Here is a 15,629-nt window from a genome sequence, read left to right on the forward strand (position 1 = left end):
GACCCGTTCGACCCGTTCGCAATCCCGGGATCGCCTGCGATGAGCGCGCAGTGCGATTACAGCTTCGGCATCGAGGAAGAGTTCTTCCTGGTGCGCCCCCACAGCCGCCTGCTCGCGACCCAGGTGCCCGCGCGCCTGCTCAAGCGCGCGCGCGCCGAACTCGGCGAATGCATCGAAAGCGAACTGTTGCAGACGCAGATCGAGATCGCTTCGCCGGTGCAATGCGACATCGGCCAGGCCCGCCGCCAGCTCGGCGAGCTGCGCCGCGGCCTGGCCGAACTGGCGCACGAGCACGGCCTGGCCCTGCTCGCCGCCGGCACCCATCCGCTCGGCCAATGGCGCGAGCAGAGCCCGACCGACAAGCCGCGCTACCGGCAACTGGTCGAGGATTTCCAGATCGTCGCCCGGCGCAGCCAGGTCTGCGGCCTGCACGTGCACGTGCAACTGCCCGACGGCGTCGACCGGGTCCAGGCGATGAACCGGGCGATGCCGTGGCTGCCGCTGCTGCTGGCGCTGTCGACCTCCTCGCCGTTCTGGGACCGCTTGAACAGCGGGTTGATGAGCTACCGCCAGGCCATGTACGACGAATGGCCGCGCACCGGCATCCCCGACTTCTTCGCCGGCGAAGCCGAATACGACGCCTTCGCCGACCTGCTCAAGCGCGCCGGCGCGATCGCCGACGCCGGCTCGCTGTGGTGGGCGATCCGGCCGTCGCCGAACTTCCCCACCGTCGAGCTGCGCATCGCCGACGCCTGCACCCACCTCGACGACAGCCTCGCCATCGCCGCGCTGTTCCGCTGCCTGATGCGCCACATCGCCCGCCACCGCGCCGAACCGCCGCCGTGCGACGCGGCCACGCGCCGGCTCATCGACGAGAACCGCTGGCGGGCCAAGCGTTCGGGCCTGCAGGCCGAATTCATCGACGCGCGCGGCCGCAGCGAACCCGCGCTGGAACAGCTGCGGCGGCTGCGCGAACTGGTCGCCGAAGACGCCGCCGCGCTCGACTGCACCCAGGCGCTGCGGCGCCTGGACACCATCGCCGAACGCGGCACCAGCGCGCACGCGCAGTTGGCGATCTACCGCGAACACCGCCAGCGCGGCGCCAGCCGCAACGGCGCGCTGAAGGCGGTGGTCGACTGGCTGCTGCACGCCACCGTCCCCGCCGCGGCCGACGCCGCGCCCACACCGTCCGCACCGGATTCGCCATGACCCAGCCCGCCCGCAAACTGTTGATCGGCCTGTCGCCGCGCATGATGCGCAACCTGCCGCCGGAGTACGGCTTCCGCAACAAGACCCTGCAATACCTCGAACAGTCGATGGCGCATTGGGTGATGGGCAGCGGCGCGCTGGTGGTGATGATCCCCACCGTCGACGCCGAAGGCGCGGTGCAGGCCAGCGACCTGTCGGTGCGCGACTACGCCGGCGCGCTCGACGGCCTGATCCTGCAGGGCGGCGCCGACATCGACCCGGTCGCCTACGGCGAGCGCCCCAGCGAACTGCTGATGACCACCGATCCGGACCGCGACCGCTTCGAACTGAACCTGCTGCGCGCCTTCGTCGAAGTCGGCAAGCCGGTGCTGGGCGTGTGTCGCGGCATGCAGCTGATCAACGTCGCCCACGGCGGCAGCCTGTACCAGGATCTGGTCGGCGGCGGCGCGACCCGCGCCGAGCACTACATCCCGGCCCAGTACGACGAACACAAGCACGCCCTGCGCATGCGCGAGGACGGCTGGCTGGCCGCGCTGTATCCGCAGGTGCCGCAGCCGCAGGTCAATTCGATCCATCACCAGGGCATCAAGCAGCTCGGCGAGGGCCTGGAGGTCGAAGCCTGGTCCGAGGACGGCATTCCCGAATGCGTGCGCGGCCAGGGCGAGGGCTTCGTGGTCGGCGTGCAATGGCATCCGGAGTTCCACGACCACCGCTTCCCCGAACTGCTGCCCGGGCGGCCGCTGCTGATGGCGTTCATCGAAGCCGCGCGCGAACGCGCGCGGGCGCTGGCGGGCTGAATCGCGACCGGCCTGGGCCGCGCAGGCGCTGAATCGTGCACTTATCGGGCGTTTGTGCGGCCGCAGCACGCGGCCGACGGCGGCGCGGCGCGCGGCGGCCTTCACAAGGCGCCGGGTATGGTCGGGCCACCTCATCCGCACCAGGATCCGCCGCATGAGCGTTTCGCGTTCCGCCCCGCTGCTCGCCGTCGTCGCCGCCTCCGCCTTGCTCGCCGCCTGCCAGCGCGACCCCGCGCCGTCCGCGCCCGCGGCGGCCGCTCCCGCCGCCGCGAAGCCGGCGTCGACACCCGCCGCAACCGATCCGGCCGCGCTGCAACGCGCCGTCGAGACGCTGATGGCGCAGCAATACGGCGACGCCTTCGACGCGAAGCAGCGCTGCTGGAAATTCCACGCCAAGGTCGAGGGTGGCGTCGACGACGACTACTGCATGCGCGCCGGCGCGCCGCAACTGGTCGACCTGCAGGGCCAGCCGCGGCTCTACGTCGCCGCGCACAACCTCGCCGATGCCCAGGGCTACGTCTACGGCCACGTCTCCTCCGGCCTGATGGGCGCGTTCGTGCTGGGCCCGGACGGACGCGGCGGCTGGACGCTGCTGGCCGGCGACAAGCAGATTCCCGCCGGCAGTTCCGGCTACTGCAGCTGCGACGACGCGCAGCTGGTGCGCATCGGCGCCGACACCATGGCCTGGAAATTCGCCAGCGGCGGCACCGGCCAGGGCATCACCGTATCCCGCTACCATCTGATCGCGCCGATCGGCGACAAGGTCCGCGACCTCAGCGCGCTGCCGCAGATCGCCGAGGACGAGCAGGACAGCGAGTACAGCTTCGCCATCGACGACAGCGACACCGGCAAGCCGTTCTTCCCGCTGCGGGTGACCAAGCGCACCCAGCAGCCCGACGGCAAGAGCGCGCAGACCGAACAGGTGGTCGAGTTCGATCCGGTCCGGCAGGTCTACGCGTTGCCGGGGGCGAAGTAGCCGCGACGGCGCAGCGTTGCCTGTGATTGCGACGTAATCGCGGTCGCGGCTTGCGCCGCTCCTACAGGGGCTGTGCACGCATCCGCCTGGGCTACCTGTAGGAGCGGCGCAAGCCGCGACCGCGCCACCTCGGCAACCACGCAAGCATCCATCGAACGAAACGAAAACGAGGCGGCTGAAGCCGCCCCGCCCTCGTGCCGGCGCCGCCTTGACGACGCCGACACGCATCGACACTCGACGATCAGCTCGCCACGCAGTTGTAACAGACCAGGGCGAAATCCTGGTCGGTATCGTCGCCCGAGTTCGGCAAGCCGTTCGAGTTGATGTCGGTCGCCCGCACCTCGATGGTGAACGCGCCGCCGCCGTGCTGCGCGGCCTGCAGGAACACGCCTTCGTTGTTGTTGCGCGCGTCCGCCGCGCCGCCGGTCGCCGACCAGCCGCTGGCGTTGAACACATTGCCCAGGAAGGTGCTCGCGCCCGAGCTCACGCGCAGGTCGAGATTGTTGTTCCAGGCCGGCGTGGTGCCGCCCAGCCCGTGGCCCGGCGCGTCGGTCCACACCAGCATGATCCGCACCGGCTTGCTCGCATCGGCGGGGCGGAAGCTGCGGGTCCAGTTCTCGCCGCTGTTGTTGAACACGTGGCTCTGGTCGACGTACTGCACGGTCTGCGCCGGCTTGATCACCGGATCGATCAGCATCCGGCCCCAGCCCTGCTTGGCGTCGGGCGCGGTCGCCAGGGTGCCGCCGTCGGCGTCGAGCTTGCCGACCAGGTTCTGCGCCACCGCGGTGAACGCCGCGCGGGTCAGCGCCGGGCTCGGCGTGGCCCCGGCGAACTTGTTGCGGTAGTACTGGGTGAACAAGGCGCTGGCGCCGGCGACCTGCGGCGAGGCCATGCTGGTGCCGCACATCAGGCCATGGCCGGTGGCGCTGTTGGCCGAATCGATCGAGCAGCCCGGCGCGACGATGCCGGGAATGCGGCGGCCGTCCAACGCCGGCCCGTGCGCGGTGTTGCTGGACAGGTCGTTGATCGCGGCGATTTGCACCGTGGCCGAGCTCTGGCCCTTGGTCGAGCCGACGGTGAAGGTGTTCTTGGCTTCGTCCGGCGAGCCCTGGCTCTGGGTGCCGCCGTTGCCGTTCATGAACGACAGCACGTAGTTCAGCGGCTGGTCGCCCGGCGCGTTCGGATCGGCGTCGCGCACGCCGACGTCGACCTGGCGGGTGTCGCCGTCGTAGCCGCGCGGCGAACCGGCCGGGCCCCAGCTGTTGCCGGAGATCGTCGCCTTGTTGCGCACCGACTGGGTCATCAGCAACAGCATGCCGCCGGGCTGGGTGAAGAACGGCGAATACACCTGCTCGACCAGCTTCGCCCCCGGCGCCACGCCGAGGCCGCGCAGGAAGCTGCCGGTGGAGGCGCTGGCGCGCACGTTGGACGCGCCGTCGCCGGCCATGATCGCCGCGGTGTGGGTGCCGTGCGCGCTGCTGGCCGAGCCGCCGCAGGTGGTGCCGGTGCAGGCGGTCATGCGCGCGGCGAGATCCGGATGGGTCTGGTGGATGCCGCCGTCGACGTTGGCCATGATCACCCCGGTGCCGTTGACGCCGGCGCCGCTGAGGTAGCTCAGGTAGCCCGGCACCGCGAGGTTGCCGGCGTTGACGTTGCCGGCGTTGATCTGGCTGCTGATCTCGCCGCGCAGGCCGCCGTCGGTCGGCACGCTCTGCACGCTGTACACGCCCGGCGCCTGCGCCAGCAGCGCGATTTGGTCGGCCGCCACGCGCACGGTCTGGCTCTGCAGCGCGCGATCGACGATCTGCGCGCCCTGCCCGGCATCGGCCGCGCCGATCTTGCCCAGGGTCGCGGCGACGCCGGCGCTGTCGCGGCGGCTGATCACGCGCACGTCGAGCGCGCCGGCGCTCTTGGCCGCGGCGGCCTGGCGCAGCTGCGGCAGGACCTTGTACGCGGGCAGGAAATCGCCGCTCCAACGCACTTCGTTGAGCCCTGCCGCACGCCCCAGCGCATCGCGCTTGCCCCACACGATGTAGGTGTACGGATGCAGGTACTGCACCGGCTCCAGCCCCCTGCTGCGCAACTCGTCGAGCCAGGCCTGGCGCACCGGGCCCTTGAACTGCACCAGGCGCCAATCCTCGCCGTCGGCGCGCGCGCGGCCCCACACGCTGGCGGCCTGCACCGGTTGCTGCTTGAGCGGATCGAAGCGCATGCCGCCCAGATCCAGTCGATAGTCGGCCTGCGCCTGCGCGGCGGCCAGCGGGGAAGCCAGCGCCAGCGATACGGCCAGCGCGGTGATCGTGATGCGACGGTTCATGCGGTTTTCTCCAGAAAAAGTTCGGCCGTCGCCGTCCCAGCGGACGGCGTTGGAGGGGAAACGATCGTGGGTCGGCACCGAAGAGCTATGCACCGGACAGCAACGTCCCTGCTGCCTGCGTCGCGGGACGCTGCGAAGACACTGCGCGCCTGCGAGTGGCCGCGTCCACGCCCAGACGAACGGCGCGCAGATGCGGCTGTTGCGGGCGATCACAGAACTTCGAAATAGCGCGCCTGAACGCAGTGCGCGCTTCGCGATCATTGCTACAGAGGCCGTGCGATCCGCACGATCGTGCGGGCATGCGCGCCTTGCGGCGCGCGCGCCGCGCTCATTCAGCGCACGCGACGATGTGCCGCCACGACATTTCGGATTCGCACTGCGCGCGCATTTTTCTCGTTCCTTGTACGCCCACGAAATGCGCAAATAAAAGTTGGCGTTGATTTCCACGTTTCGATTGGTTTTTATGGCGGTGCGCAGGTCGCACAGCGGCCGGCCGCGACTCCACCCCCAACCGCTCCCGACGAGACCGCACGCCATGACGTCCTCCCGCCGCGCCGCCGTTTCTCGCCCACCGCATCGTCGCTGGCACCGCATCGCGCTGTGCGCGGCGCTGCTGGCCGCCGCGCCGCTCGCGCAAGCGCAACTCGTCGTCACCGACCCGGGCAACCTCGGCGTCGCGATCAAGGACTTCATCGACAAGGCCTTCCAGTACGGCGAACAGGCCAAGCGCTGGACGTCGCAGTACAGCCACTACCGCCAGCAATTGATCAAGCTGCAGCAACTGCAGATGCAGCAATCGGCGATGCGCGACGACTTCCCCGAGCGCGATCCGTCCTATGGCATGGACGACATCTGCCCCGGCCCGCGCAGCGAAGGGCTCAGCGGCGCGATGAGCGCGTTCAACCCGCGGCTCGATTCCGACTTGGTCGCGGAGCAACGCCGCCTCTGCCAGCGCATGGTCCTAGCCGACAACGCCAAGTACAACGAATCGGTGCGCATGCTCAAGCAACTGCTCCAGCGCAACCGCGAGTTCTCCCAGGTCGAGGGCCAGCGCGGCCAGGTCGGCGACAGCCAGGGCAGCCTCGCCGCCAACGACAACGAAACCCAGCGTTTCATGGTCCGCACCCGCATGGACCTCGACTACTGGCAGGCGCGGATGAAGGCCTACGACGACTACATCGTCGCCTTGCAGAAGGACCAGGCGCGGCTCGCGCGGCGGGCGCTGGAGGGCAAGCGCCCTGGCGGCGTCGGCAAGATCATTCAGACCGAAGCCATCAAGAGTGCCTTCTCGTTCTAAGCCGGACGCCTGCCCGGACCTCGTTGCTGTATTCAAGGATCGAACAATGCAGTTGTTTGCCGTTCTCGCGGATTGGCTCGCCCCTCTGGCCCAAGGCATCGGCGATTACGCCTACTTCAAGCTGATAAGCGCCTATTTCGACCACAAGATAGGCCAATTCGGGCTCGGCCTGATGAAGCGGACGATGGCGTGGACCAGCCAGATCGCCCTGATCCTGACGACGCTGTGGATCATGCTGTCCGGCTATCGCATCGTTACCGGCCAGTCGCGCGAACCGATGATGGGATTGGTCGTCAATGCCGCCCGCATCGCCTTCATCGTCGCGCTAGCGACCACCATGTCGTTCGGCGGCGCCAGCCTGCACCGCTTCTTCACCAAGGATCTGGACCGCGAGATCCACGAACTGTTTACCGACGACGACAGCTCCAGCGCCGATGCGATCGACAAGAACCTCGCCTACATGCAAATCGCCATGGGCGCGATCGATGTGGTCCAGGTCCCGGACGACAACCCCAAGCTCCAGAAAGAAAAAGAACGCGCGCTTGTGTTCGCCGGCGTCGGCACCGCCGCGCCGCCGATGGTCGCCGGCGCGATGCTGCTGCTCTACAAATTCACGCTCGCCTTGTTCATCGGCCTTGGACCGATCTTCATCCTGTGCCTGATGTTCGACCAGACCAAGGATCTGTTCAGGAAATGGCTGATGTATGGCATAGGAAATCTCTTCTCGATGGCCATGCTCAGCGTCGTCGTCTCCATGACGATGGAGCTGATGGCCAAGGTCGCGGTGGTGCTCTGGGTGGCCAAGGCGACCCGGATCATGGGCACGGCCACCGAAGGCCTGACCACGCAGGCCATGCAGCAAGGCGGGATCGGGCTGTTGATGACGACGGTGATCGTCACCGTACCGCCGGCCGCAGCGATGTTCTTCCAGGGAACCGCGGCCAACTTCAATTACAACACCGCATTCGGCTCTTCCGCCAAAGATCGGGGCAGCCAGCAAGGCGCGAACCAAACGCAGCAACAGCCGCCTGTCGTCACCGACGCTCCATCCAGTCCGGCGCGACATCCCTATCAGCTGCCGTTGGACTCCTCGTCCGACGTCGGCAACAGGACCAAGAAGTATGACGAAGTCAAAAAGCCTTGAGCCGCGCATCCGACCCGGCGGTCGCGATGCACCCGCCGGACGAATGCACACGAGGGCATCGCGACTGCTCGCGGCTGCGCTCATCGCGCTGTCTTCGGCTCCGCTCCATCGCGCCCAGGCGTCTTGCGACATGCAACGTGGAAACGGCTGGCAGGGTTGCGCCGAACGCCCAGAGGCGGCCACGGTTTACTACGACCGCTGGGGCGCTATCGCGACCGACGAATCCAACGGCGCCTTCGGCGCGGCCGAATGGTTCGCGCGCAAGGACAATGCCGAAAGAAAAGCGCTAAAGGAATGCCGGAAGAATCGCGGCATCGATTGCGCGATCAAGTTCACATACACAAACGAATGCGTGAGCGTGATTACCGGAGCCCGGATGAACTACTTCCGAAGCAGCGTCTCCGACCAGGCCGCCATATCGCATGGGCTGCGCCGATGCCAAAAGGACGACAGCGACTGCAAGGTTTTCTACGTCGGCTGCAGCCTGCCCAGAAAGGGAATCTAACCGCGCCCCATCCCGCGCTCCTGTTTTGAAGCGACGGACAACGTCCGCGTCATGCCCCCAACCAACCACGCGTCCTCCCCAACGTCGCTCGCCAAGCGGCGACGACCCCGGCTTGCCCCAAGGACCCCGACCGCCATGCACATCCGCCCCGCCCTGTCCTGCGCCATCGCGCTGACGGCCTGCTTTGCCGCCGCGACACACGCGGCCGCTCCAGCGCCGAAACCCGAAGCGCTGCGCGCCAGCTACCAGCGCTGCCTCGCCGACAGCGGCGGCGTTACGCCGGCGATGCAGGACTGCCTCGACGCCGAGTACGCGTATCAGGACGGCCGCCTCAATCGGGTCTATCGGCGCCTCATCCAGCGGCTGTCCAAACCCGAGGCCGCGCGCTTGCGCGAGCGCCAGCGCGCTTGGATCGGCCAACGTGATCACGCGTGCGATCCCGGCGCCCGGCCGGGCCAGGGTCAGTTGTTCGATGCCGACAATTGCCGCCTGCGCAAGACCGCCGAGCGCGCGGCGCAGTTGCAGGCGCAGCTCGCATCCACGCGCTGAACGCGCGCCCTTCCGATTTCCCAGCAGGAGCGAACCCCATGACCAAGGACTGGACCCTCGGCAGCACCTCGGTGCGCTACGAGACCGGCGGCCGCGGCGCCGGCACGATCTCGACCGGCCGCGGCGACCACGGCGGCGTGTCCTACGGCGCGTATCAGCTGTCCTCGCGCGCCGGCACCTTGCGCGAGTATCTGGCGCAATCGCGCTACGCCGAACATTTCGCCGGACTCGCGCCGGCCACGCCCGAATTCAACGCGCGATGGAAGGAACTGGCGCGCACCGATCCCGGCTTCGCCGCCGATCAGCACGACTTCATCCACGCCAGCCACTACCAAGCCGAACGCGACCGGCTCAAGGCGCGCGGCATCGACCTCAGCGACCGTGGGCCGGCGGTGCAGGATGCGCTATGGAGCACATCGGTGCAGTTACGCACGCTCACGCCCGGCATCGTCGAGAAGGGACTCAAGGAAAAGTTCGGCCCGCACTACCAGCTCGACCAGTTGTCCGACCGCGACATCGTCGAGGCGATCCAGGACTACAAGATCCAGCACACCCGCCGGTTGTTCCGCAGTTCGCCGGATGCGTGGGAGGGGCTGCTGAACCGCGCGCGGCGCGAGAAAGAGGATCTGGTCGCGCTGGCCGAAGGCCGCGAGCCGGCGCGCGGCGCGCAGGCGGCGCCGGCGCGCCGCGCCGAGGTCGAACGCGCCCAGGCCGCGCTCAACGCGCTCGGCATCGGCGATGGCGACGCTCGCCCGCTCGACGTCGACGGCCGGCTCGGTCCGCGCAGCCGCGAGGCGCTGGCGGCGTTCCAGCGCGAGCACGGACTCGACGGCGACGGCCGCTTGAACGCGGCGACGCTGGCGGCGCTGGACGCCGCTTTGGCGAAGCAAGCGGCGCCGCCGCAACACCCGCCGCAATTGGACCAGCCCGGCCATCGCGACCACCGCCTGTACCTGCAAGCCGTGGCCGGGCTGGAGAAACTCGACGCCGCAGCCGGCTTCGACACGCGCGAACGACTCGAACGCGCGGCCGCGGTCATGGCCTACGAAGCGCGCATCGGCGGCCTGCAGCGCATCGACCGCATCGTCCAGAGCGCCGACGGACAGCGCCTGTTCGCGATCGAAGGCGATCCGCGCGATCCCTCGCATCAGCGCGCGGTCGCCGACAAGGCCCAGGCGAGCGCGCAGCCGATAGCGCAGACGACACGGGCGCTGGAGCAGGATGCGCCGGCACCCGCGCCGCGGCCGCAACCCGTCGCGCCGCAGCCTACCGCGCCGATGCAGGCCTGAGCGCAGCGCTTTTGGCGGCATGCAATTCAATCCCGGCCCTTCGATGCAGGCCCGACCCGGTTGCTTTTGTGGGAGGGACTTCAGTCCCGACGCTGTTCTTTCAATCACCGCAAATACACGGCAAGCGGATCGAACAGCGTCGGGACTGAAGTCCCTCCCACAGCGAAGCGGCCGCCTTGGCGGACGCTGCGTGTATCGAGGGAATTCGCGTGAGCTCGGACCGTTGCGCAATTGCCCAAGCCGCTACGCGATCCCTCAGCCCCCCGACACCGCCGCGGTCACCACGATCTCGACCCGATACTTCGGATTGGCCAACGGCGCCTGCACGGTCGCGCGCGGCGGGGTGTGGCCGGGTTCGACCCAGGCGTCCCAGACCGCGTTCATGCCGTCGAAGTCGGCGATGTCGGCGAGGAAGATCTGCGCCATCAGGATGCGGGTCTTGTCGCTGCCGGCGCGCGCCAGCAGCGCGTCGATCGAGGCCAGGGTCTCGCGGGTCTGGCCGGCGATGTCCAGGTCCTCGCTGTCGGGCACTTGCCCGGCCAGGTAGGCCACGCCGTTGTGGATCGCCATTTCCGACAGGCGCGCGCCTACGTCGAATCGCTGGATCATGTGTCACCTCGCTGCTGTGGGGACGGCATTGTCCCGCATCGCGGCGGCGCCGACAGCCCTTGGGAGAAGCCGGCGCTCGCGGGCCGCGCGCGGCCGACCGGGCGCAGGCTCGACGCGCGGGCGGCCGCAGCCGCCTGCGAAGGCGCCCACCCGCCTTGCCGGCCGTGTCCGGGCCGGCTCCGGGTCCGCGCGGAACTACATCTCCTGCGTGTTCGCCTCGATGATCCGGTCGCTTTCGGCGCGCTCGCCCGCGCGTTCGGCGCGCAGGGCCGCGTCGGCGTTGGCGCGGTGCTGGGCGCGCACCTGCGGCGGCAGCGCATCGACCTGGCGGTTGGGCTGCGACATCGCCCGCTCGCCCGGCGGCAGTTGGCAGTTGCGGCTGAGGATTTCCAGTTCGTCGCCGTTGCGCGCCGCGCCGCTTTGCAGGTTGACCACCACGCCGAGGGTGTCGCCCAGCGGTTCGAGCTGGCGGCAGATCGCATCGACCGTGCCGTAGCTGCGGTCTGCGTTGCGGTCGACGATGGCGAACAGATTCTCGCCGTCGATCCACACCACCGAGCGCACGCCCTCGACGCCGCGCGCGGCGATGCGGGCGTTCTCGCGGTCCACGCGCTTGCTCGGGTCGGCGAGCTTGATCGAGCGGTTGAAGTCGCGGTTGAGCTCCTGCAGGTTCTGCTGCAAACCCTGCTGGTCGCCGCCGAGCGCTTGCGCGCGCATCTTGACCAGCCGCTGCGCGGTCTCGCCCGGGTCCAGCATCTGTCCGGCGCGCGGCGGCGCGGCCTCGGCCTGCGCGCGGCCGCCGCTGTCGGCGCCGCCGCAGCCGCCGGCCAGCAACGCCGCGGACGCCGCCAACGCCGCCCACACCGGGGATTTCGGGATCGCCTTGCGCTTCATCGCTGCACCTCGCCGCCGCGCGGCCTGGCTTGGGAACGGGCCGCGCGCTCGCCGGCGCGGACCACAGCGGCCTTATACCGCGCCGCGGCGCAAAACGGTTGCCGCATCGCAACGCAAATGCGAACCCGGTCGCGCGCGGGCCGTATCGATGCCGCAACTCGCGCACCCGGAACCGCGCCGCGGCGGATTCCGCGACCGCGGCCCAAATTCAGCTTCGAGCCGCCGCTACATTCGCGCCCAGGCGCAAGACCCGCGCCCGCTTGCGCCGCCTCGCGCGGCGACGGCCGGAAATCGCACCGGCCGCGGCGGGCACGGCGCGCGCCGTTCCAATAGCGGTACAGATAACGATAACGACGCCATCGCCGATGCTGTCGCCGCACCGTGGCCTCGCGCCGCGATGCGCCTCGGGGGGACCGAGAACCCGAACCCTGAGGAATCCTCATGTCCAAGCCCGCCACGTCCCCGCTCCGCCTCCGCACCGCCCTCGCCCGCGCCGCCGGCCTGTTCGGCCTGTTGTGCGCGCATTCGGCCTTCGCCGCGCCGCAAGCGCCATTCGCCGACGATGCCCTCGCCCCGGCCGCGGTCGCGCCGGCCGCCTGCAACTACGTCGAATGGACGCGCGGGGTGAACTACACCCTGGGCACCATCGTGCGCTTCCCGCCGAACGGCCAGTTCTACAAGCTGGTCAACGTCGGCACCAACGGCAGCGACGGCACCGACCCGACCATCAGCACCTGGTATTGGCAGCCGACCACCTGCGACGGCGGCGGCCCCTCGCCGGGCGGCTTCGTGGTCAGCGAGGCGCAGTTCAACCAGATGTTCCCCAACCGCAACGGCTTCTACACCTACTCAGGGCTGATCGCGGCGCTGCGTTCGTATCCTAACTTCGCCAAGGAAGGCGGCGACACCATCGCGCGCCAGGAAGCGGCGGCGTTCCTGGCCAACGTCCACCACGAGACCGGCGGGCTGGTGCACATCCGCGAGCAGAACCAGGCCAACTGGGACCATTACTGCCAGCCGGCCGGCACCTGCGGCGGCAAGCAGTATTACGGGCGCGGGCCGATCCAGCTGAGCTGGAACTACAACTATTCCGCCGCCGGCAATGCGCTGGGGCTGGACCTGATCAACAACCCCGACTGGGTCGCCACCAACTCGGCGATCTCGTGGCAGACCGCCTTGTGGTACTGGATGACCCAGCGCGGCGCCGCCAGCAACACTCCGCACCAGGCGATGGTGAACCTGCGCGCGTTCGGCGAGACCATCCGCGCGATCAACGGCGGCATCGAATGCAACGCCGGCGGCATCGGCCACCAGCAGATGCTCAACCGGGTGCAGATCTATCGCGGCTTCAGCGCGACGCTCGGCGTGCCCGCGGGCAACAACCTGGAGTGCTGACGGCGTTGTGAGGTGGGAGGGCTTTCAGGCCCGATGCTCTTGTCCCGCATCGCGGGAATCTGAAAGAAGAGCATCGGGCCTGAAGGCCCTCCCACTGCTCAGCCGTCGAACGCGGCGCAGCCGATTTCCTGCGTGCCGGGTTCGTCGCCCTTGCGCACGAAGCGGATGTCCGGCATCGGCACGTCCTCGGTCGCCTCCGCCATCGGTACGCCCTCGCTGTAGACGTCGCGATAGACCTGCGGCAACGGCTTGGCGCCGATCGCCGCGCGCGCCTGTTCCGGCGTGGCCTCGACCACGACCGCGAAGGTCGCGCCGCTGCCGAAGTCGAACTCGATCCGGCGCACCGGGAACCCGTGCAGGCGGATCGGCTTGCCCGGCGTCAGCGTGCCCGAACCGACCCCGACCTCGCCGACGCTGGCGTCGTCGCTGATGCCGACGCCGGCATCGCGCAAAGTCTTGTCGAACCCGGCTTCCTGCACGTCGGAAATGAAGCCGCCGGCGCAGGCGGCGTTGCTCGCCACCCAGGCGGCGAAATCGAATGCCGGCGCGGACGCCGCCGGCGTCGCAGGCGCCGCCGCCACAGGCGGCGACGACGCGTCGCCGCGCTCGCCGCAAGCGCTCAAGCCCGCGGCCAGCAAGGCGCCGGCGAGCGCGCCGGGCACCCAGCCGCGAGCGCGGATAGCCATGGACGAACACGCGTTCATGCGATCACCTCTCCCTGAAAGTGGCGACAGCCTACCCGTTCGCCGCCGCCGGCGCAGCCGCGGGCGCGTGCGTGGGCGCGTGCGGCGGCAGCACCAGGCAAGCGCCGCTGCCGTTCGGCGGCGGCTGGTTCGGGAACTGCGCGTCCGGGTAGACGAACACCGGCGAGGTCGCGACGAAGCCGTCGGCGAAGGCGAACTCGACGAAGGCCGCGCCCCAGCCGCGCGCCGGCTTGGCCAGCGCCGCCTCGACCGCGTTGCGCCGCAGTTCCAGCGGCTGCTCGCGATAACGCACGCCGCAGGCGTAGCGGAAATCGCGCGAATCCGGATTCTCCGCCAGCCACAGCCGCGCCGACACCGGCCGCTCGGACGCGCGCGCGCTCAGGCGCAGCGCGCCGTCGCGCTCGCCGAGCCGCGCGCGCACCTGAGGCAGCGCCTGGTGGCGGTTCCAGCGCTGCAACGCCGGAATCAGCGTGGTGCGGATGTGGTCGCGGATGCCGCCGTGGTTGGAGTTCGGCGCCGCGCGCAGCGCGGTCGCGCCGGGCAGGTCGTCCACGTACAGGCGTTGCGCGTCGGGCGGGAAGAAATCGTCGCCGCTGGCGCTGACCAGATACTTGGGAATGCCCAGCCGCGCGCGATGGCGGCCGGACAGATAGCTGTAGGGATCGTCGACCTGCATCAGCCGGGCGAAGGCCGGTTCTTGGTAGCGGCGGGTGATGCCTTCCTGGTAGTACGGCTGCAACGCGATCGGCCAGCCGCCGCCGTAGACCCGGCCGATATGGCCGATCAGCGGCGCGATGCGCATGTCGATCACGTAGGACACGATGGCGCCGACGCGCGCGTCGCCGATCGCGGTCAGCCACGCCGCCCAGGCGCGCTTGGACGCGCCGGTGACCACGAACGAGCGCAACCGGTACGGCGCAAGCTCGCGCTGGGCCAGGTCCATCGCCTTGACCGCGGCCTCGGCCATCGGCACGTGCAGCGGCAAGGTGGCGTTGCTCGCGACCGGCTCGTCGAGGAAGCGGCGCCAGGTCGCGGCGACCAGCGCGTCCTCCTTGCGCGGCGGCTCGCCCGGCAGCGCGAGGTACTGGTTCGGCGCGTCGGACACCGACACCACGATGGTCTGGGTGGCCACCGCGGTCTCGCGCGCGAGCTCCTCGCTGAAGTCGCTCGGCGGGCGCTGCGGATCGCTGCCGTTGCCGCGGTTGGTGCCGTTGTTGATCACCAGCAGGGCCGATTTCGGCCGCGCCGCATCCGGCACGTAGAGATCGACGCGATGGCTCCACTGCGCCGGATCGGCGCCGCCGCTTTCCGGCCACGATTGCGAATACAGGCGATAGCTGCGCCGCTCCGCGCCGTCCAGGCGCACACGCTCGATCGCCTCGTAGCGCAGCGGCAGGCGCGATTGGCGCTGGCGGTAATCGGGCCAGGCCTGTCCGAAATCGGCCGTCGGCGCGCGCTGCGCGGCGGGCGCGGCGGCGTGCAAGCTGGCGCAGGCGGCGAGCGCGGCGACGCAGGCCAGGGTCGAGACGTAACGGGCGAAACGCGGCGGCTTCATGCGCGGACGGTCCTGGTGGGCGAAAGGCAAGGATAAACGCAGGCGGTCGCGGCGTCGGCGGCGGCGGTCGGGTTTGTCGCCGTTGCGTTGTCGCGGTTGCGGCTTGCGCCGCTCTACAGGAGCTTCGGCGGCTTCGTATCCGACTGTAGGAGCGGCGCGAGCCGCGACCGCGACAACGCAGCCACGACGAACGCAGCCGCAATCGCAACGCAACACGCACCGCGCACCGGCCCGCGCCCACCCGAACCGACACACCGCGCAAATTCCGTTCGTCACAACACCTTCGCGCGCCGATTCGATTTCGTTCATCGCCGCGGCGTGCGCCAACGCACATCGCGACACGGCCGCCCGGCAAAATCCCGTAGCGCGCGACCCGTCACAGAACCGGT

Annotated in this window: 15 protein-coding genes; 9 read left to right on the top strand and 6 right to left on the bottom strand. The window is 69.7% G+C overall.

Annotation, left to right across the window (positions count from 1 at the left end; all coding sequences use genetic code 11):
* Positions 1 to 39 precede the first annotated feature (39 nt).
* From JHW41_RS14950 to JHW41_RS14960, 3 genes are all read left to right on the top strand, one after another.
* A complete protein-coding gene (locus JHW41_RS14950) occupies positions 40 to 1,209 on the top strand; it encodes a carboxylate-amine ligase (protein ID WP_250442988.1) in 1,170 nt (389 codons plus the stop codon).
* Positions 1,206 to 2,006: a gamma-glutamyl-gamma-aminobutyrate hydrolase family protein gene (locus JHW41_RS14955; protein ID WP_250442991.1), complete on the top strand. Its 801-nt coding sequence runs from the start codon at positions 1,206 to 1,208 to the stop codon at positions 2,004 to 2,006. The genes JHW41_RS14950 and JHW41_RS14955 overlap by 4 nt, the downstream gene beginning before the upstream one ends.
* 154 nt (positions 2,007 to 2,160) lie before the next feature.
* A complete protein-coding gene (locus JHW41_RS14960; protein ID WP_250442994.1) occupies positions 2,161 to 2,982 on the top strand; it encodes a hypothetical protein in 822 nt (273 codons plus the stop codon).
* Between the two features lie 241 nt (positions 2,983 to 3,223).
* Here JHW41_RS14960 and JHW41_RS14965 read toward each other — a convergent pair whose 3' ends face one another.
* Positions 3,224 to 5,299 carry a S8 family serine peptidase gene (locus tag JHW41_RS14965; protein WP_250442995.1) on the bottom strand — a complete coding sequence of 692 codons (2,076 nt, stop codon included), beginning with the start codon at positions 5,297 to 5,299 and terminating at the stop codon, positions 3,224 to 3,226.
* A 535-nt stretch (positions 5,300 to 5,834) separates the two neighbouring features.
* Here JHW41_RS14965 and JHW41_RS14970 point away from each other — a divergent pair.
* From JHW41_RS14970 to JHW41_RS14990, 5 genes are all read left to right on the top strand, one after another.
* The gene (locus tag JHW41_RS14970; RefSeq protein ID WP_231783978.1) at positions 5,835 to 6,596 is read left to right on the top strand and encodes a hypothetical protein; all 762 of its coding nucleotides are present in this window, start codon (positions 5,835 to 5,837) and stop codon (positions 6,594 to 6,596) included.
* A gap of 46 nt (positions 6,597 to 6,642) precedes the next feature.
* Positions 6,643 to 7,740: a type IV secretion system protein gene (locus JHW41_RS14975; RefSeq protein WP_057947249.1), complete on the top strand. Its 1,098-nt coding sequence runs from the start codon at positions 6,643 to 6,645 to the stop codon at positions 7,738 to 7,740.
* A 130-nt stretch (positions 7,741 to 7,870) separates the two neighbouring features.
* On the top strand, positions 7,871 to 8,245 hold the full coding sequence (locus JHW41_RS14980; RefSeq protein WP_250442998.1) for a DUF4189 domain-containing protein: 375 nt from the start codon (positions 7,871 to 7,873) through the stop codon (positions 8,243 to 8,245).
* A 51-nt stretch (positions 8,246 to 8,296) separates the two neighbouring features.
* Positions 8,297 to 8,794, top strand: a complete 498-nt coding sequence (locus tag JHW41_RS14985; RefSeq protein WP_250443001.1) for a lysozyme inhibitor LprI family protein — start codon at positions 8,297 to 8,299, stop codon at positions 8,792 to 8,794.
* Between the two features lie 38 nt (positions 8,795 to 8,832).
* Complete coding sequence (locus JHW41_RS14990) at positions 8,833 to 10,083, top strand: peptidoglycan-binding domain-containing protein (RefSeq protein WP_250443003.1); 1,251 nt, start codon at positions 8,833 to 8,835, stop codon at positions 10,081 to 10,083.
* A 255-nt stretch (positions 10,084 to 10,338) separates the two neighbouring features.
* On the opposite strand, the gene JHW41_RS14995 is transcribed toward JHW41_RS14990, so the two are convergent.
* Entirely contained in the window at positions 10,339 to 10,692 is a 354-nt protein-coding gene (locus JHW41_RS14995; protein WP_123647773.1) for a RidA family protein, read from the bottom strand.
* Between the two features lie 195 nt (positions 10,693 to 10,887).
* Entirely contained in the window at positions 10,888 to 11,586 is a 699-nt protein-coding gene (locus tag JHW41_RS15000; RefSeq protein ID WP_250443006.1) for a hypothetical protein, read from the bottom strand.
* A gap of 441 nt (positions 11,587 to 12,027) precedes the next feature.
* Here JHW41_RS15000 and JHW41_RS15005 point away from each other — a divergent pair, with 441 nt between their 5' ends.
* Complete coding sequence (locus JHW41_RS15005) at positions 12,028 to 12,981, top strand: glycoside hydrolase family 19 protein (RefSeq protein WP_250443008.1); 954 nt, start codon at positions 12,028 to 12,030, stop codon at positions 12,979 to 12,981.
* Here JHW41_RS15005 and JHW41_RS27115 read toward each other — a convergent pair.
* Genes JHW41_RS27115 through JHW41_RS15015 form a run of 3 tightly spaced genes read right to left on the bottom strand, consistent with a single transcriptional unit; the run spans position 12,924 to position 15,240 of the window.
* Entirely contained in the window at positions 12,924 to 13,055 is a 132-nt protein-coding gene (locus tag JHW41_RS27115; RefSeq protein ID WP_428995377.1) for a DUF6053 domain-containing protein, read from the bottom strand. The genes JHW41_RS15005 and JHW41_RS27115 overlap by 58 nt on opposite strands.
* Before the next feature lie 24 nt (positions 13,056 to 13,079).
* Complete coding sequence (locus tag JHW41_RS15010) at positions 13,080 to 13,667, bottom strand: hypothetical protein (protein ID WP_250443011.1); 588 nt, start codon at positions 13,665 to 13,667, stop codon at positions 13,080 to 13,082.
* Between the two features lie 49 nt (positions 13,668 to 13,716).
* Complete coding sequence (locus JHW41_RS15015) at positions 13,717 to 15,240, bottom strand: PhoPQ-activated pathogenicity-related family protein (RefSeq protein WP_250443014.1); 1,524 nt, start codon at positions 15,238 to 15,240, stop codon at positions 13,717 to 13,719.
* Between the last annotated feature and the right edge of the window lie 389 nt (positions 15,241 to 15,629).

It is taken from the genome of Lysobacter enzymogenes (assembly GCF_023617245.1).
GTDB classification, from domain to species: Bacteria; Pseudomonadota; Gammaproteobacteria; order Xanthomonadales; family Xanthomonadaceae; genus Lysobacter; species Lysobacter yananisis.